The organism is Maridesulfovibrio salinus, from assembly GCF_055394525.1.
On the sequence record NZ_AP042461.1, the window covers coordinates 183054 to 201169 of the forward strand.

Here is an 18116-nt window from a genome sequence, read left to right on the forward strand (position 1 = left end):
AAGGAGGTCTTTCCATGATCAAACGGACTCTGAAAGTTAACGGTGTTGAGAAATTCATCATTTGCGATAATGATGAATCTCTGGCCAATGTTCTGCGCGAAAAACTAAATCTGCTCAGTGTTAAAGTAGGTTGCGGAACCGGTCAGTGCGGTAGCTGCTCAGTCATCGTTGACGGCAAACTCAAGCGCTCCTGCTCCATGAAGATGAAACGTGTTGAAGATTTCACCGAAATCATCACCACCGAAGGTATCGGAACCCCGACCCAGATGCACCCCATCCAGCTCGCATGGATGGCCCACGGCTGTGCACAGTGCGGTTTTTGTACCCCAGGCTTCGTTGTTTCCAGTTACGCCCTCATTCTCGCCAATCCCAAGCCCACCCGCGAAGATGTCCGCGACTGGTTCCAAAAACACCGCAACGCATGCCGCTGTACAGGCTACAAGCAGCTTGTTGACGCTGTCCTCGATGCAGCAGCTGTTATGCGTGGAGACATGAGTGAAGAAGAACTGCTCTTCAAGATGCCTGACGACCAGCGCATCTGGGGTTCCAAATACCCCCGCCCCACCGCAGTAGCAAAAGTCACCGGTACTCTTGACTACGGTGCAGACCTCGGCCTGAAAATGCCTGAAGGCACTCTCAAGTGCGCTCTTGTACAGGCTGAAGTATCCCATGCCAACATCATCTCCATCGACACCTCCGAAGCGGAAGCAATGCCCGGCGTTGAAAAGGTTGTTACCTATAAAGATATCAAGGGTAAAAACCGCATCACCGGCCTGATCACCTTCCCTTCCAACAAGGGTGATGGCTGGGACCGCCCAATCCTGTGTGACGAAAAAATCTTCCAGTATGGTGATGCTATCGCTATCGTCTGCGCGGACTCTGAAAAGAACGCCAAGGCCGCAGCAGCCAAAGTAAAAGTTGAACTGGAGCAGTTGCCCGAGTACATGAACGCTCCTGCAGCCATGGAAGATGACGCCATGGAGATCCATCCCGGAACTCCCAACGTTTACTTCGAACAGAAGATCGTTAAAGGCGAAGAAACCGCTCCTATTTTTGATAAAGCAGATGTTGTTGTTGAAGGCAGCTACTATGTACAGCGCCAGCCGCATATGCCCATCGAGCCGGATGTAGGTTTCGCTTTCATCGATGACGACGGCAAGCTCTGCATCCACTCCAAATCCATCGGCCTGCACCTGCACGCAGCAATGATCGCTCCCGGCCTTGGTATCGAGCTGGAAAACCTGATCATGGTTCAGAACTATGCAGGTGGTACTTTCGGTTACAAGTTCTCCCCCACCATGGAAGCTCTGGTCGGTGCTGCCTGCCTCGCTACCGGCAAGCCTGTTTTCCTCGGCTACAACTGGTACCAGCAGCAGACTTACACAGGTAAACGTTCTCCCTTCTTTACCGACATCCGCCTTGCCGCTGATAAAGACGGTAAACTCCTCGGCATGGAAACCGACTGGATCTGCGACCACGGTCCCTACTCCGAATTCGGTGACCTGCTGACCCTGCGCGGTGCCCAGTTTATCGGTGCCGGTTACAAGCTGCCCAACATCCGCGGTCTTGGTAAAACCGTTTGTACCAACCATGCCTGGGGTTCCGCTTTCCGTGGTTATGGTGCTCCTGAATCAGAATTCGGCTACGAAGTCATCATGGATGAACTGGCTGAAAAACTCGGTATGGATCCCTTCGATCTGCGCGAAAAGAACATCTATCGCGAAAGTGAAGGAGATACCACTCCCACCGGTTGCAAGCCTGAAGTATACTGCATGGAAGACATCTTCACTCAGGGTCGTCCCAAGTACGAAGAAGTCAAGAAATGGGCTGCTGAAAAAGCTGCCGAAGGTTTCAAACGCGGCGTAGGTATCGCAGTCGGCATTTACGGCTCCGGTCTTGACGGTCCAGACACCGCTGAAGCTGAAATCGAACTCAATGCAGACGGAACCGTTACCATGTACGCCTGCTGGCATGATCATGGACAGGGCGCTGACATGGGTGTTCTGGGTACCGCACACGAAGCTCTGCGTCCCCTCGGCCTCACCCCCGACCAGATCCATCTGGTAATGAACGACACCCGCACCTGCCTTAACGGCGGTCCCGCAGGTGGTAGCCGTTCACAGGTCGTCGTAGGTAACGCAATCATCGCAGCATGCCGCAACCTCATGGATTCCATGCGCAAAGCTGACAACTCCTTCATGACTTATGATGAAATGGTCGCAGCCAACAAGGCTGTCCGCTACAGTGGAAAATGGACTGCTCCTGCAACCGATTGTGATGAAAACGGTCAGGGTGCTCCTTTTGCCTGCTACATGTACGGCCTCTTCATCTCCGGTGTTGAAGTTGAAGTTGCTACCGGTAAAGTTCAGGTTGAAAAAATGGTTCTGGTTGCTGACATCGGTAAAATCAACAACAAGCTCGTTGTTGACGGCCAGATGTACGGCGGACTTGCCCAGGGTGTCGGTCTGGCCCTCTCCGAGGACTACGAAGACATCAAGAAGCACTCCACCATGGTCGGTGCAGGCTTCCCCTACATCAAGCAGGTTCCCGACGACATGGAACTGATCTACGTTGAAACTGAACGCCCCGAAGGTTCTCACGGTGCTTCCGGTGTTGGTGAGCTTCCGCTGACCACCCCGCACGCTTCTATCATTAACGCAATCTACAACGCCTGCGGCGCACGCGTAACCCATCTCCCGGCTCGCCCCGAGAAGGTTCTCGCCGCCATGAAAGGCTAGTAATCAATACTCCGAAGTCAGATGCACGCATCTGGCTTCGGAGTTCTTTTTGTCTCAGGGGTTTTACTCGCCCCCTCAGAAGAGGGCTTTGATGCGCTGCGCGCTTTTTGACAATTTTATTTCGCCTCCGGCGGCCAAAGGAACTAAGCCCCTTTGGAACTCCTATTAGTTTAGAGAGGTAATGATCAAATTTTCATCCATATCATAAGTTTGCGGAATTAAGAGATTACCGTATTTACAAAAAACCCTAAAAGAGCAAAACATTTAATAAGGTTCGTGACATTTATGGGCGGACTTATTGGGATACAGATTCTGTATTTGACGATAGACAGAGCTACACAAATTTCCCCGTGCTTGACGGGACTGGTTTGGATAAAACCCGACTTTTAGCAGGGTAAGTGCTTGCTGACATTTAAAAACAGTTCGATTTGTTCAATGATGAAACTACTGCGAATCGCTGTTCCTTCCTCTAAATGCAAATGTCAGCAAGCTCTCCCTGTTAAAAGTTTTTGCTGATTTTGAACCTGCTTATTAAATTCGCATAATAATGCGAGACACTTGGCGAAGCCCTAATAAAAAGTTTGGGGATTCTTAAACCCTTTTCCCAAAAGGGTTTAAGCCCCCGGAGGGACTCCCGGTAGGGCCGCCGGAGGCATCTGAATATGGAACAGAAAAATCTTCGCACATGGGAAGCTCGCTGCATTCAGGAGGAGCCCCCGAAATGCAAGGCAAGTTGTCCACTGCACGTGGATGGTCGAGAACTTTGCAGACTGCTGGCCGCAGGACAAACCGACAAGGCCTGGGCCGTTCTCTGTAAGACAATGCCATTTCCATCCCTGACCGCAAGGATATGTGATGGCATCTGTCAAAAAGACTGTCTGAGAGAGGAAGTCGGTGGCGGAATTGAGCTTGCGGCACTGGAAAGATTCTGTGCTGAAAACGCCAGCCGTACACCTCCTGTAAGAGCACTCCCGCCCAAAGGCAAAAAGATAGCTGTCTTCGGAGCAAATCTCCCCGGACTGGCTGCAGCATGGGACCTCGGCAAAAAAGGGTTCACCGTAACTCTTTTCTGCAATGATAAACTTGAAGGGCACAGCACCCTCCCTGAAAAACGGATTGAGTTGAAAATCTATGAGGATGTGCTGGCCCAGCTGGGGAAAATGAATATTTCTTTTGAAACAGGAGTCTGCCCCCAGCCGAAGATAATATTTGATGCTCTTGATGAATTCGATGCCGTATTCGTCGATCCGTCAGTATGTGACTCCGAAAAACTGGGACTGAAAGAAACAAACCCCGTAACCTTGAAAACCGAACGTGAGTTCCTGTTCTCATCACCAAAACCAAGCTCGCAATCCCCGGTGCTGCTTATTGCAAACGGCCGCAAAGGGGCTCTTTCTATAGAAAGGGTACTGCAGGGAGCATCACTCACGGCCGGACGTGACCGAGATGAACCGTTTGAGACAAGACTCTACACCAACATCAGCAAGGTTCAGCCACTGGCGCCTGTTACAGTTCCTGCCGATGGTTATGCTACTGAACAGGCTGTTGAGGAAGCCAAGCGCTGTATCCTGTGTGAATGCCTTGAATGCGTTCACAACTGTGCCTACCTTGAAGAATTCAAAAGCTATCCAAAAGCCTACGCCCGTCAGATATACAATAACGCATCCATCGTAATGGGGACCAGACAGGCCAATAATCTGATCAACTCCTGTATGCTCTGCGGACTCTGCGAGGAAGTCTGTCCCGAGAATTTCGCTATGCAGGACCTCTGCCTTGAAGCGAGACAGGATCTGGTCGCAAAAGGGCACATGCCTCCCTCAGCACATGAATTCGCTCTCCGGGATATGGAATTTGCGGACAACTCCTCATGTGCCATGGTCAGGCATCAGCCGGGACACACAAACAGCAGTCAGGCTTTTTTTCCGGGCTGCCAATTGAGTGCGTCTGATCCGGGTATGCTTGAAAAAGCATACAACCACCTGTGCGAAACTCTTGAGGGTGGAACAGGCTTAATGTTGCGCTGCTGTGCAGCCCCCGCAGACTGGGCCGGGCAGCGGGAGATGTATTCCGATAAGGCAGAATCACTTCAAAAGGATTGGGAATCACTTGGAAAGCCTCTAATCATTGCGGCCTGCCCGTCATGCATGGAATCACTGAGCAAAGCCCTGCCTGAAGCGGAGATTACTTCACTCTGGTCAGTTGCCAGCAGAACACCAAATTCATTTAACAACATTCAGAACCATGGGAACCTTACTTTACAGGACCCGTGCACTGCCCGCCATAATCAGACATTGATGGATGATGTGCGGAAGCTTCTGACAGACTCCGGCATAAGCTTCAATGAGCCGGAGCTTTCAGGACGCATGACTGAGTGCTGCGGATTCGGCGGCCTTCTTTCAAATGCAAACGAGCCCCTTTCCGCAAAAGTGGCTGAGCGTAGAGCGGAAAAGCTGACTGATGATGGAGTCACCTATTGCGCAATGTGTCGTGATCTTCTGGCAAAGACCGGAAAAAGGTGTCTGCACCTGCTTGATATTCTCTTCCCTTCAGACATTGAAGATCCTGCGGCCCGCCCCGCTCCGGGATATTCTGAACGAAGAGAAAACCGTGTGCGCCTCAAGGAGAGGCTCCTTGCAAAACTCTGGAAAGAGGAGAGCGATCCGCGCCCCCCCTATGAAACGATAAGCGTTGAATTCACGGATGAAGCCGCAAGGATGATGGAAGAAAGGCGGATAATGCTTACCGATGTACAGAAAACGCTGCACGCGGCACAGGAATCAGGCCGGATCATGAAAAACTCTGAAACAGGGCACAGCCTGACCTGTCACCGTCCGGTTATTGTCACATACTGGGTGGAGTTTGAGAATAAGTCCGAAAGTGATTTTCTTGTTCACCGTGTATGGTCTCATCGCATGAAAGTTCGAGGTAATAAATAATGAGCACCCTAAAAGTAATTACCGAGGATTATTCCGCCTGGAAATGTTGCGGCGAATCACTCCGACCAGCTCCGGTGGAATTGGAATATCTTGACAGCATGTTCAGCGTTGAACTTCCGGTATGCCCTCAATGCGGCATGGTCCTAATCCCCGAAGAGCTTGCTCTGGGCAAGATGGCTGAAGTCGAAAGGCTTCTGGAGGACAAATAATGCAGACCGCTGTGAATGAACCGTTGTGGGAACGCAGCATATTACGGGACACAGCAGGAACGACATTGCGCCCCGGAGGTTTTGCCCTTACGGACCGGGCAATATCTCTGGCCCGCATTCCCGCAGGAGCCAATGTTCTCGATGTGGGGTGCGGGCTGGGGGCCACGGTTGAGCATCTGCGCAGCGAGCATAAGCTGTCCGCCTGCGGCATAGACAGCTCTGTACGCCAGCTTTCAGAAGCACCTGCACATCTGCCGTTGACCCTGGCAGATGCTTCATGCATTCCCTGCCCGGATTCCTTCTTTGACGCAGTTATCTGCGAATGCGTTCTCTCGCTGATTCCGGATCAGGAAAGAGCGGTATGTGAATTCAGACGTATACTGAAAAAAAAGGGAACTCTGATCATAACAGATCTATATCAGCGCGGCAGTAAAGTTGCCACCATGGGTGAGTGTTCCTGTGCCAGCTCGCCTCTAAATCTCGGAAAGACAGAAGAGATGCTCAAAAAAAACGGAATGTATATAAAATCTATTGAAGACCATTCCAAACTACTGGCAGAACTTGCAGCGCGGCTGATTTTCGCAGGGGAATCCGATTTCAGGCTGACCGGAAACTGTTGTTCCAGGCCCGGATATATGATGCTCATTGCTGAATCACAAAACTGACCAGTGGGGTTACCATGAACGATACAGATCTCAGAATTATTCAACTGCACGGCTCTGGCTACTGTTGCGCTCAAATAATCATCCTGTTCTGCCTGGAAAACATGCAAAGGAAAAACCCTGATCTTGTCAGGGCTTCCCAGGGACTCTGCCTCGGGCTCGGCGACTGCTCCGGAGCATGCGGTATTCTAAGCGGCGGCACTTGTGCTTTGAGCCTCTACACCGGAAAAGGATCCGACTACGAACAGGCTGAGGAGCAACTGCCTGTCATGGTTGAAACCTACCGTGAGTGGTTCAGGGAACAGACCATTCCACAATATGGAGACATCAGTTGCGAAGCCATTCTGGGGGAAAAGACTCTTACTCCCAAGCCAGAACGCTGCGGACAGTTACTGGTTAAGAGTTATGAAAAGATAGTAAATATTCTGCTCGAAGCAGGTTTTGATCCTGCCGAGGGAAGGGAAGAGGTTGATGGATATTAATTTCAACGTACAGGAAACAGAATCCCTGTGCCCGGTGTGCCTTAAAAAAATACCAGCCCGAAGAGTTGTCAGTGGCGGAGAAGCCCGGATCAGTAAAGAGTGTCCGGAACATGGCAAATTCAGCGCTCCTTTCTGGCGGGGGGAACCGGCTTTCGATCAATGGTCACGGCCGAAGATTCCGTCAACTCCTCCAGTCACAACTGACGGGCGTAAAGGCTGTCCTTTCGACTGCGGCCTTTGTCCGGATCACAATCAGCACACATGCACAACTCTGGTGGAAATAACATGGCGCTGTGACCTTTCCTGTAAAGTATGTTTTGCCTCAGCCGGAAAACCTGTTGCCGAAGACCCTTCCCTTACTGAGCTTGATATTCTTCTGAAAAAAGTCAGGGAGACGGCTGGCCCCTGCAATCTCCAGCTTTCCGGCGGGGAGCCGGCAATGCGCGAGGACCTTCCCATTATCGCAGGCATGGCCAAAAGGAACGGTTTTCCTTTTGTTCAGGTCAATACCAATGGATTACGACTGGGCCGGGAAAAAGGACTTGCCGCGAAATGGGCCGAGGGCGGCGTGGATTCGGTATTTCTTCAGTTTGATGGAACCAGAGACGATATATACACAACAATAAGAGGCGGCAGGTTGCTGGAAAACAAAATCCGCGCTATTGAGAGTCTAACTGAAGCCGGTATAGGTATAGTTCTTGTCCCTACTGTGATCCCTGGTGTTAATGACAATAATCTCGGGGATATTCTCAAACTGGCGATATCTCATTCTCCGGGAATCCGGGGAGTCCATTTTCAGCCGGTCAGTTATTTCGGGCGCTATCCGGATGATCCGACAGACAGTATGCGTATCACCCTGCCGGAAATAATGACCGCACTTGAAGACCAAACCGGTGCTTTAGTGCATAAAACAGATTTCATGCCCCCCGGTTGTGAACATTCGTTATGTTCTTTTCACGCCAATTATCTGGTCAATGAAGACGGCAGCCTCAAAAAACTCTCGGCGAAAAAGGAAGGCTGCTGCAGTCCCAGTCCGGCATCCGAGGGAGCCGACAAATCAAAGGCTTTCGTCCGTCGCCAGTGGGCAGGACCGGAAGAGACAGAAGCCAGGGGAGACAACGAGCCCCTTGACGATCTGGATCGGTTTTTAAACAGGGCAAAAACACACATTCTGGCTTTATCGGGAATGGCTTTTCAGGATGCGTGGACCCTTGATCTGGACCGGCTCAAGGGCTGTTGTATTCATGTAGCTTCACCGGAAGGAAAACTTATTCCTTTTTGTGCTTACAACCTGACCGCCAAAAACGGATCCACCCTTTACAGGAGGATAATCGATGATTGATCGACCTCTGGGGAGCTGGCTCAATCTGCGCATGGGCCGCGACCCCGCACTGGAACCTGTTTCATCGGAAGAACTGCTTGACTGGCAGTTCGGACACTTGCGCAAGACGATGTTCAACGCAATAAAGTCATGTCCTTTCTACCACGAACGACTGGCCGGTATTCAGACCGGGGCCGTACACTCTCCTGCGGACCTGAACCGCATCCCATTTACTACAGCTGATGACCTGCGAACAAACCCAGATAATTTTCTCTGCGTATCTCAGGACGAAGTTGCCAGAGCGGTAACTCTGGCCAGCTCCGGATCAAGCGGTCCCCCAAAGAGACTTTTCTTTACTGCCGGAGATCTTGAAAGAACTATTGAATTTTTCCATTACGGAATGTCTCCCATGATGAAAAAAGGCGAGACAATTCTGGCAATCCTGCCCGACTCCAGACCGGGAGGTGTCGGTTCGCTATTTGCTGAATCAATCTCACGTCTGGGCGGAGAGACAGTGCTTCCGGTCAATCCTTCATATATCACAACCCTTCTGAACCTGCTCCTCGACTCACATGCTTCCTGCATACTGGGTCCGGCAATCCAGATACACGCACTGGCCCGGCTGCTTGATAGCAAGGGCATAACAATAAATCATGTCCGTTCTGTTCTTTTGTGCTGGGATATTCTTCCGGAAGAAAGCATGAAGACCATTTCCCGGGTATTCGGTTGTGAAATCTATACTCACTGGGGCATGACCGAGACCTGCCTAGGGGGCGGAGTGGACTGCTCTCAGAATTCGGGCATGCATCTGCGGGAACCTGATTTCTTTGTTGAAATCATCGACCCGGCGACAGGTTTGCAGGTTCCCGACGGAGTCAAAGGCGAAATAGTCATCACCACTCTCTCCAGAAGAGCCATGCCGCTTATCCGCTACCGTACCGGGGACCTTGGCTATATAAGGGACGACCAGTGTTCCTGCGGACTACCATTGCGCAGGCTGGGGCCTGTGGAAGGAAGGATTGAAGAAGGAGTAACACTTCCTGTAAGCGGCAGGCTTACACTCAAGGAGCTTAATGAAATTATTTTCTCACATCCGGAAGTTATGGACTTTCAAGCAATCTACAAACCCGAGCACCTTGAACTTAATATTTCACTCGATCTACTCCCGGGGCAGCGCAAACATGCCCATATCAAAGAAAGCATCATTGCCTTTCAAAAAATCAAGTCGGCTGTAGAAAATCTTAATTTGAAAGTGACAACCAGACTTGCTAAATGTGACGGGCAGATTAATACCGGATTCGGCAAGCGAACCATTAAAATAAGCTAAACTGAGGAAGTCAGCCATGAAAAAACTTATCCGCAATATTATTAACAACCTGGAATCCGGCAACGACCTCATTCTGGCATCCATAGTGAAAAGCTCAGGTTCAACTCCCCGTTCATCAGGGAGCAAAATGGCTATCTTCAAAGACGAATCCATCGCCGGGACAATAGGTGGAGGGCTGGTAGAGGCTCTGGTTCAGAAAGAAGCTGCATCATTGTTCAGTAAAAACAGTCATTGCGTTATTTTCAAAGATTTCGATTTATCCAATGATCTTGCCGCTAATGCGGATATGATTTGCGGTGGACAGGTAACGGTTATGCTGGAGTTCCTGTCTGCCGGAGAGGATACTGTCTCAGCCTTCAAAGCGGTGGATGAATCAATGCGCAAGGGGAAACATGCGGTTTTATTCACTGCCATAAAAGATGAGAAGATCAGGAAAAGGGAAACCGTAAGGCCATGCTGTCAGGTTCCTTCCATGGATTACATGGAAGAAGCCCAGGCGACCTCGCTTCTGGAAAGCACTCTTAAATCCGGAGCGCCGGTAATTGAGGAGATCAATGGTATTGTGACAGTCGCAGAGGCATTCATCCCCCAGCCTGAGCTTTTTGTTTTCGGTGCGGGACATGTTTCACGGCCAACAGCCGAACTTGCTTCATCAGTCAACTTCCGCACCACCATACTAGATGACCGCGCTGATTTCGCCAATGCCGAACGCTTTCCCGGAGCTGACGAAATACACGTTCTTTCTGACTTTAATAACTGCTTTGCAGATCTTGATGTTAATGATAATTCCTACGTAATTATTGTTACCCGGGGGCACCTGCATGACAAAACAGTCCTTGCTGAAGCTTTGAAAACCCCGGCCCGCTATATCGGAATGATCGGCAGTAAGAAAAAACGCAATGCAATCTATGACGCCCTTTCTGAAGAGGGGGTTTCACAATCGTCAATTGATCGGTGTCACTGTCCGATCGGGTTGGAAATCGGGGCTCAGACTCCAGAAGAAATCGCAGTCTCCATTGTGGCAGAATTAATACAGAAACGAGCCGGAAAGTGAGTATGAATATATACGGACTTATACTTGCGGCAGGGTTTTCGTCGCGCATGGGGCGGCTAAAAGCTATGCTGCCCCTTGAAGGATCTACGGTCCTTGCCCGGTGTATCCGCTCGCTACTGGACGGCGGAGCATCGGACATTTATGTAGTGACTGGGCATATGTCCCATACAATAGGTGAAGAAGTCCGGATTCTTGGAATGCATGAAATATACAATCCAGACTTTGACCAGGGAATGTTTTCCTCGGTAAGAGCTGGGGTTAAGGCTCTGCCGGACGATACTGAAGCCTTTTTCATTCTGCCGGTGGACATCCCTCTGGTCCGCCCTTCTACCATACGGGCACTTACCTTCGATTACACAGACAACCCCACCGACATTGTTTACCCCTGTTTTAACGGAGAAAGAGGACACCCCCCTCTCATCAGCTCTGAACTGATCCCTGAAATTATCGCCCACGACGGACACAGAGGTCTGCGCGCTGTTCTGGAAAGGCACGAGGATAGAGCCCGGGACAGACATATGCCCGACCTTGGAATACTACGTGATCTGGACACTCCCGAAGATTATGAAAAAGCCTGCCTGATTTCTCGAAGACGCATTCCCCTTCCTGAAGAATGTGAAGCTCTCTGGGAACTGGCCGAAACGCCTAAGCAGACCAGAGAACATTGTAAAGTGGTGGCCAGAGCTGCATGCCTTATGGCCAAAGTCCTTAACAAGGCCCGCAATTATCAGAAAAGTCTTGATTTAAGCACCGTCGAAAGTGCTGCACTGATGCACGATGTGGCTAAGCTCAAGCGCAACCACGAAGCAGCAGGGGCTGCCATACTTACTGGATACGGATTCTCCGGAATTGCTGACATAGTTGCCGCCCACCGGGACACAGATATCAAGCCCGAATCCCCTTTGACTGAACAGGAAATAGTTTTTCTGGCGGATAAACTGTTTCAGGGAACAAAACTCGTTAGCCTGAGTGAACGTTACGGCAAAACTCTGCAGCGATGGCAAAATGACCCCGAAGCAGTAAAGGCCATTACCGAAAGACTTTTCAGGGCCGAAGCCCTTCTTCAGAGATATGAGGAAGAGGCAGGGGTTAAGATGCCGGATTTCCTGCTTAACAACATGGACAAAGGGAACTGATGATTGTTCTGATCCGTCATGCTGAGGCTGAAAATGCCCAGGGCCGGGCCATAGGTCAGACCGATCTGCCACTTTCAGAGACAGGAAAAAAACAGGCCAGCAGACTGAGTAAGTCCTTGCTTGACGTCAGGTTCAACAAGATATTCAGCAGTCCCCTTTCCCGAACCATGTGTACGGCCGAAACAATTGCCACCAATGCTGCAATGCCTATCATTGAGAGTCCCGAGCTGGCTGAGATAAATCTGGGGGACTGGGATGGATTAAGTTTTGCAAGAATCAAGACAGACTTCCCCGATGCTTACCACAGAAGAGGTAAGGATATTGCCGGCTTCCGCCCTCCCGGAGGTGAAAGCTTTCTTGACCTGAAAGAAAGAGTAAAGCCCTTTATCGATAACCTTGAAAAACAGGAGTTGCCAACTCTTCTGGTTACCCATGCCGGAGTAATCAGAATTATAATGCACCTGGCATTAGACTTCCCACTGGAACATATCTTCCGCATCAAACCGGCACATTGCCACGCCACTATAATTCATAGAAAAGATTCCAGCCTCATCCTGCAAGGATTCAACCTGCCACCGGGGCCGGATCTGGCGGATTTCCTCAAGTTCCAGATGCAGCACCGAATATAGTTTCAAGCTCCTTGACTAATATCCACTGCAGGCAGAGAATAAACATAATTCAATTATTATAGAAAAGTAGACATAATAAACCAAGCGGAGAAAGTACATGCAGATAACCAAGTTCGCCATACCGGAAGTTATCTTCGGCAATGGCAGTATCCAGTTTCTTGCTTCGTGCGCCCAGCGTCTGGGTGCGAAAAAGGTGCTGCTGGTCAGTGACAAGGGACTTGAAAAATCAGGATGGGTTGATCTGGTTCGAGAAATTCTGGAAAGCGCGCAACTTGACTGTATCTACTTTGACGGGTTGACCTCCAACCCTCGTGACCGCCAGATTCAGCAGGGAGCAAAGCTCTATCAGGACCACAAAGCCGACATCATTATAGGTCTGGGCGGAGGAAGTCCCATTGACGCTTCAAAAGGAATAGCAATAATCGTAAGCAACGGTGGAAACATTCACGACTACGAAGGTGCCAACCGTATTAGCCACCCGCTGCCACCCATGATCTTCATTCCCACTACAGCTGGAAGCGGTTCTGACGTATCCCAGTACGCAATAATTACCGATGAACAACGACAGGTGAAGATGTCTATCATCAGCCGCTCCTTAGTTCCCAATATTTCCATTATTGATCCGGATCTGCTGGTGACCAAATCAAGGGAACTTATTCTGGCCTCGGCAGTGGATGCGCTCGCCCATGCCATTGAATCATATGTTTCTCAACTGGCTTCACCGTTTACCGAATCTCAAGCTCTGACCGCAATCAAACTCATTGCCGGAAACATCAAACCCGCCGCCAACTCCAAGGACCCCGAAGCTCTCAAGAATCTGTCCATCGCCAGTACAGCAGCAGGAATGTCATTCAGTAACGCGGGACTGGGTGTCGGACATGCTCTGGCACACTCTCTGGGCGGACGCTACGATGTTACCCACGGCATGACCCTGCCGATCCTGCTTCCTGCGGTTATCCGCTTTAATCAGCCAAGCTGTGAACGAAAAATAGCGACCATCGCCCATGTAATCTATAAAAGCTGCCCGGCCCCGGTCAGTGACCGCAAGCGGCCTTTAAGCGATACTCTTTATTCTCTTTTCGAAGAGCTCGGAATTCCAATGCAGTTAAGGCAGATTGTACCGGACAACAGTCAACTGGAAGAAATCTGCAAGTTGGCCGAACAGGATGCATGTTCAGTTACCAACCCGCGTGAGGCGACATGGCAGGACCTCTACAAAATCTGCAATGAGGTGTGGTGATGGTTAACAAGGCCAAGCTGCATGACCTTATCGGCATTGAGCACCATAAGCTCAACTTCTTTCAGGAGCTTCAGAAGAACATCAAGGAGCTCAAGCAGATCAACCGGGAATCCGAAGATCAGCGCTGTGAAATAGCCGCAATCCTTGATGGTATCACAGATGTGATGATGGTTCTTTCTGAAAATCTGGAAATAATTTCAGTCAACCGGATTTTTGAAAAACTGTTCCCGGGCGTAAACCCCATAGGTAAAAAATGCTATGCCCTGTTCAGGGATACGAACAAGCCCTGCCCTGAGTGTCCGGCTTTCAAATCCCTTTCCACCAACAGGGTCTGCAAAGACACCGCAATCTTTCGCATTGACGGCAAAAACATGCAGTTTGACATGGTCGCATCCCCTTTACGCACCCCTGAAGTTGAAGAAAACCGGATTCTTATATTCAAACGTGATGTGACTATGGAGAAAGAATATCAGGCCAAGTTCTATCAGGCTGAAAAAATGGCCACCATCGGTGTTCTTGCCGCTGGTGTAGCTCATGAAATCAACAACCCCATGGCTGCTATTGCTGGTTTTGCCGAGGGCATACAGCGCAGGCTGACACGGCTTGAGAACTCCATACCGGATGAACTTGCCGAGGACCTGTACGACTATACCAATACAATACTTAAAGAGTGCCTACGTTGTCAGGACATTGTCAAAACCCTTCTTTCATTCAGCAGGCCGGTCGCCTCGCAGTTTATCCCGGTTGACCTCAACCAGGTCGCGCAGGACACTCTGCGCCTGCTGGATCACCAGTTCAGACGCTACCAGAATATCAGACTCAGTCTGAACCTGACTTCTCCACTGCAACACATTTACGGAAACGAAGCACAGCTGAAGCAGGTGGTCCTGAACCTTTTGACCAACGCAGTGGATGCAGTCGAAGAAAATGGAGAAATCACCGTACAGACTTTCATAGAAGACACCCATGTGGGGATCAAGGTCTGTGACTCCGGATGCGGCATCCCGTTGGAAAACCGGGATATGTTATTTGAACCGTTTTTCACCACCAAACAGGTGGGACGTGGAATCGGCATCGGCCTTTCCACCTGCTACAACATTGTAAGAGAACACAATGGGGAAATAATTGTAGACAGCGAAGTCGGAAAGGGCTCCTGCTTTACCGTGCAGTTCCCCGTCAGTGAGTAAAAAATATGCCTGAAACATACAAAGTGCTGGTTGTGGATGATGAGGAGTCAATCCTTAAGCTTCTGGACAAAGAACTGACCAGCCCGGAAAGAATAGTACATACCGCCAACTGCGCCCGGATCGCAAGAGAACTGGTACGTAAGGAAAGATACGAAGTCATAATCTCCGACATCCGTCTGCCCGACGGGGACGGTCTTGAACTGCTTACCGAATTCAAGGATATGGAACCGGATGTGGAAGTGATTCTGATTACAGGGCACGGAAACATTGATAATGCTGTAGAAGCAATCCGCATCGGAGCCTACGATTATATTACTAAACCCTTCCGGCTGGACCGGGTTGAACTGGTTGTTGACCGAGCGTGGCAAAGGGTGTGTCTCACAAGGGAGAACCGCAGCTACAAGCATTCTCAACAATGCGATACAGCCAGTTCGCAACTCATCGGAAGTTCTGCACCTATCAAGCAGATCAGACATCTAATCAACAAAGTTGCCCCGACAAATGTCCCGGTCCTTATCACAGGTGAATCCGGTGCTGGTAAGGATGTCGTAGCCCATGCCATACACTGCGCAAGCCAGCGCGCCGGAAAACCCATGATAGTAAAAAACTGCGCAACCCTGCAGAAGGAACTTTCACGCAGTGAACTTTTCGGTCACACTAAAGGATCCTTCACCGGGGCCACAGAGAACTGTGACGGTCTCATGACTTTCGCGCATACAGGGACACTTTTTCTTGATGAAATAGGTGAACTTCCTTTTGAAGTGCAGGCCTCCCTGCTCCGTGTTCTTGAGTCACACACTTTCCGCCGGGTAGGGGAAAAGGATGAAAGGACCGTTGATATCCGTTTTCTTTTCGCTACCAACCGCAACCTTGCCAAGGAAGTTGAGGAAGGACGCTTTCACGAAGCCCTTTTCCACCGCATCAATGTATTCAATATCAGTCTTCCGGAGCTTAATGAGAGAAGAGAGGACGTTCCACTGCTCATCGAATTTTTCCTGCATAAAATGGGATTACAGATGGGACAGGGCGAATACACGGTCAGCGAGAGGGCCATGCAGTGCATGCTTTCCTACAACTGGCCGGGTAACGTGCGAGAGCTGCGCAATGTTCTTGAACGCAGCATGATACTGGCTGAAAACAACGTCATCACCTGCTCCTGCCTGCCCAAGGAAATTGCCGACCAACCGGAACGGGAAAGAGAAGCCGGTATCCTTTCACTTGAGCGTATGGAACGTGAGCACATAATTAAAGCCCTTGATTTCTTCAACGGGAACAGACAAAAGGCGGCTCAGGCTCTCGGAATTGGCAGAAAAACTCTGTACCGCAAAATCGACAAGTACAATCTTTAAAAACTATATCTTATAGGGCCAGTTCCACTGTATTCAATGGTGGCAAAGCCATAGTTAGCAGTCAGAGCCGCTCTGTAAATAAGAGCGGCTTTTCTATTTCAAACTAATTAATGCACTTTTCACTTTATCAACTCCATTTTTAATGCTATTATTTAAAGTTATGCTAAAATTGATGCGCCAATCAACACAGTAACATCTATGTTCAATGCAACTTTTAAAGCGGAGATACTTTTGCACTTTATATGCTCAAGCAAGCATAAGCTCTATTTGACACACTACCCTCTACCCATGGAGCAAAACGACACACACCTCTGTTACACCTTGTAACACAACACTTTTGCCAATCTTGTTAAAATTTTCACATAGAAAAACCTGATACAAACATAAAAAGACACATCGACAATGATTCACAGCAGCAGCCCCTCAAAATACATAACAGGCTAATATAAAAAGACTTACACCTTTGGCACGCCTCTTGCCCTATAGAGAGCGTTAATAAGTACAAGACAAGGCCCAACCTTCTCTAAAACCTACTAAGCTAAAGGATGGTCTCAAATGGCAGTACGTGAACAAGTAAACGGATTCTTTATTCCCAGCGTAACCCTCATCGGTATCGGCGCACACAAAGAAATCCCCGCCCGCATCAAAGCTCTCGGCGGTAAAAAGCCTTTACTGGTTACTGACAAAGGTATCACCGGTGCAGGCATCACCCAGCAGATCGTTGATATCCTGAAAGCTGATGGAATGGATTGCGTTGTTTACGACGAAACTATTCCCAACCCCACTGACAAAAACGTTGCTGACGGTGTTAAAGCATACCAGGACAACGGTTGTGACTCCCTGATCACTCTGGGTGGCGGAAGCTCCCATGACTGCGGTAAGGGCGTAGGTCTTGTTGTTGCTAACGGTGGAACCATTCATGACTACGAAGGCGTAGACAAATCCACCAACCCCATGCCTCCTTACGTTGCGGTAAACACCACTGCAGGTACCGCGTCTGAAATGACTCGTTTCTGCATCATCACCGACACCTCCCGCAAAGTTAAGATGGCTATCGTTGACTGGCGCGTTACCCCCGGTATCGCACTTGACGATCCGCTGCTGATGATGGGCATGCCTCCGGCACTGACAGCTGCAACCGGTATGGATGCACTGACTCACTCCGTCGAAGCCTGGGTTTCCACTATTGCTACCCCCATCACCGACGCCTGTGCTGAAAAGTCCATCAGACTCATCAACAAGTACCTGCGCCGCGCCGTTGCAAACGGTCAGGACATCGAAGCCCGCGAAGGCATGTGTTACGCACAGTACCTCGGCGGTATGGCTTTCAACAACGCTTCCCTCGGTCACGTACACGCCATGGCTCACCAGCTCGGCGGTTTCTATGACCTGCCTCACGGCGAGTGTAACGCTATCCTGCTGCCCCACGTTGAACAGCACAACCTGATTGCAAACGTTGAACGTTTCGCAACCATGGCTGAATGGCTCGGCGTCAACACCGATGGTATGCCGCTGCGCGATGCTGCTGACGCTTCCCTCGACGCTATCCGCAAGCTTTCCTCTGACGTAGGTATTCCTGCCGGCCTGATCGCTCTCGGCGAAAAATACGGTAAGAAAGTGTCCGCTGACGATATCCCCGTCATGACTGCCAACGCACAGAAAGACGCATGTGGTCTGACTAACCCCAGATGCATGACTGACGAAGCTGTTGCCGCCATCTACAAGGCTGCCCTTTAGCATAAAGTTCCATCCGGTCCCGGAGTCTGCAAGCCGGGATCGGATGTACAAGATATTCAGGCCACGGAATACGGTAATCTTTGCACAACAGAGGTCATGGATTGGTAAA

General features: G+C 50.0%; 14 protein-coding genes. All 14 read left to right on the forward strand.

What is annotated here, in order from left to right:
• Positions 1-14: 14 nt before the first annotated feature.
• Positions 15-2738 carry a molybdopterin-dependent aldehyde oxidoreductase gene (locus ACZ5PW_RS00810; protein WP_464557163.1) on the forward strand — a complete coding sequence of 908 codons (2724 nt, stop codon included), beginning with the start codon at positions 15-17 and terminating at the stop codon, positions 2736-2738.
• 662 nt (positions 2739-3400) lie between these two features.
• On the forward strand, positions 3401-5674 hold the full coding sequence (locus ACZ5PW_RS00815; RefSeq protein WP_464557165.1) for a pyridine nucleotide-disulfide oxidoreductase/dicluster-binding protein: 2274 nt from the start codon (positions 3401-3403) through the stop codon (positions 5672-5674).
• Entirely contained in the window at positions 5674-5883 is a 210-nt protein-coding gene (locus ACZ5PW_RS00820; RefSeq protein WP_464557167.1) for a DVU_1557 family redox protein, read from the forward strand. Before ACZ5PW_RS00815 ends, ACZ5PW_RS00820 begins: the two co-directional genes overlap by 1 nt.
• Complete coding sequence (trsM, locus tag ACZ5PW_RS00825) at positions 5883-6548, forward strand: DVU_1556 family methyltransferase (protein WP_464557169.1); 666 nt, start codon at positions 5883-5885, stop codon at positions 6546-6548. Before ACZ5PW_RS00820 ends, trsM begins: the two co-directional genes overlap by 1 nt.
• 14 nt (positions 6549-6562) lie before the next feature.
• Positions 6563-7027: a DVU_1555 family C-GCAxxG-C-C protein gene (locus ACZ5PW_RS00830; RefSeq protein WP_464557171.1), complete on the forward strand. Its 465-nt coding sequence runs from the start codon at positions 6563-6565 to the stop codon at positions 7025-7027.
• Positions 7017-8369: a radical SAM (seleno)protein TrsS gene (trsS, locus tag ACZ5PW_RS00835; protein ID WP_464557173.1), complete on the forward strand. Its 1353-nt coding sequence runs from the start codon at positions 7017-7019 to the stop codon at positions 8367-8369. The genes ACZ5PW_RS00830 and trsS overlap by 11 nt, the downstream gene beginning before the upstream one ends.
• On the forward strand, positions 8362-9675 hold the full coding sequence (locus ACZ5PW_RS00840; protein ID WP_464557175.1) for a DVU_1553 family AMP-dependent CoA ligase: 1314 nt from the start codon (positions 8362-8364) through the stop codon (positions 9673-9675). Before trsS ends, ACZ5PW_RS00840 begins: the two co-directional genes overlap by 8 nt.
• Positions 9676-9691: 16 nt before the next feature.
• Positions 9692-10729, forward strand: coding sequence for an XdhC family aldehyde oxidoreductase maturation factor (locus ACZ5PW_RS00845; RefSeq protein WP_464557177.1), 1038 nt, complete (start codon positions 9692-9694; stop codon positions 10727-10729).
• 2 nt (positions 10730-10731) lie between these two features.
• A complete protein-coding gene (locus tag ACZ5PW_RS00850) occupies positions 10732-11865 on the forward strand; it encodes a DVU_1551 family NTP transferase (RefSeq protein ID WP_464557179.1) in 1134 nt (377 codons plus the stop codon).
• Complete coding sequence (cobC, locus tag ACZ5PW_RS00855) at positions 11865-12494, forward strand: alpha-ribazole phosphatase (protein ID WP_464557181.1); 630 nt, start codon at positions 11865-11867, stop codon at positions 12492-12494. Before ACZ5PW_RS00850 ends, cobC begins: the two co-directional genes overlap by 1 nt.
• A gap of 97 nt (positions 12495-12591) precedes the next feature.
• On the forward strand, positions 12592-13734 hold the full coding sequence (locus tag ACZ5PW_RS00860) for an iron-containing alcohol dehydrogenase (protein WP_464557183.1): 1143 nt from the start codon (positions 12592-12594) through the stop codon (positions 13732-13734).
• Positions 13734-14921: a two-component system sensor histidine kinase NtrB gene (locus ACZ5PW_RS00865; protein WP_464560467.1), complete on the forward strand. Its 1188-nt coding sequence runs from the start codon at positions 13734-13736 to the stop codon at positions 14919-14921. Before ACZ5PW_RS00860 ends, ACZ5PW_RS00865 begins: the two co-directional genes overlap by 1 nt.
• Before the next feature lie 5 nt (positions 14922-14926).
• Complete coding sequence (locus ACZ5PW_RS00870; protein WP_464557185.1) at positions 14927-16270, forward strand: sigma-54-dependent transcriptional regulator; 1344 nt, start codon at positions 14927-14929, stop codon at positions 16268-16270.
• Positions 16271-16825: 555 nt separating this feature from the next.
• Positions 16826-18007 (forward strand): iron-containing alcohol dehydrogenase, encoded by a 1182-nt coding sequence (locus tag ACZ5PW_RS00875; protein WP_464557187.1) that lies wholly within the window; start codon positions 16826-16828, stop codon positions 18005-18007.
• Positions 18008-18116 lie beyond the last annotated feature (109 nt).

Coding starts and splice junctions, on each gene's coding strand:
- ACZ5PW_RS00810 (WP_464557163.1), top strand. CDS start 15: ATGATCAAACGGACTCTGAAAGTTAACGGTGTTGAGAAATTCATCATT.
- ACZ5PW_RS00815 (WP_464557165.1), top strand. CDS start 3,401: ATGGAACAGAAAAATCTTCGCACATGGGAAGCTCGCTGCATTCAGGAG.
- ACZ5PW_RS00820 (WP_464557167.1), top strand. CDS start 5,674: ATGAGCACCCTAAAAGTAATTACCGAGGATTATTCCGCCTGGAAATGT.
- trsM (WP_464557169.1), top strand. CDS start 5,883: ATGCAGACCGCTGTGAATGAACCGTTGTGGGAACGCAGCATATTACGG.
- ACZ5PW_RS00830 (WP_464557171.1), top strand. CDS start 6,563: ATGAACGATACAGATCTCAGAATTATTCAACTGCACGGCTCTGGCTAC.
- trsS (WP_464557173.1), top strand. CDS start 7,017: ATGGATATTAATTTCAACGTACAGGAAACAGAATCCCTGTGCCCGGTG.
- ACZ5PW_RS00840 (WP_464557175.1), top strand. CDS start 8,362: ATGATTGATCGACCTCTGGGGAGCTGGCTCAATCTGCGCATGGGCCGC.
- ACZ5PW_RS00845 (WP_464557177.1), top strand. CDS start 9,692: ATGAAAAAACTTATCCGCAATATTATTAACAACCTGGAATCCGGCAAC.
- ACZ5PW_RS00850 (WP_464557179.1), top strand. CDS start 10,732: ATGAATATATACGGACTTATACTTGCGGCAGGGTTTTCGTCGCGCATG.
- cobC (WP_464557181.1), top strand. CDS start 11,865: ATGATTGTTCTGATCCGTCATGCTGAGGCTGAAAATGCCCAGGGCCGG.
- ACZ5PW_RS00860 (WP_464557183.1), top strand. CDS start 12,592: ATGCAGATAACCAAGTTCGCCATACCGGAAGTTATCTTCGGCAATGGC.
- ACZ5PW_RS00865 (WP_464560467.1), top strand. CDS start 13,734: ATGGTTAACAAGGCCAAGCTGCATGACCTTATCGGCATTGAGCACCAT.
- ACZ5PW_RS00870 (WP_464557185.1), top strand. CDS start 14,927: ATGCCTGAAACATACAAAGTGCTGGTTGTGGATGATGAGGAGTCAATC.
- ACZ5PW_RS00875 (WP_464557187.1), top strand. CDS start 16,826: ATGGCAGTACGTGAACAAGTAAACGGATTCTTTATTCCCAGCGTAACC.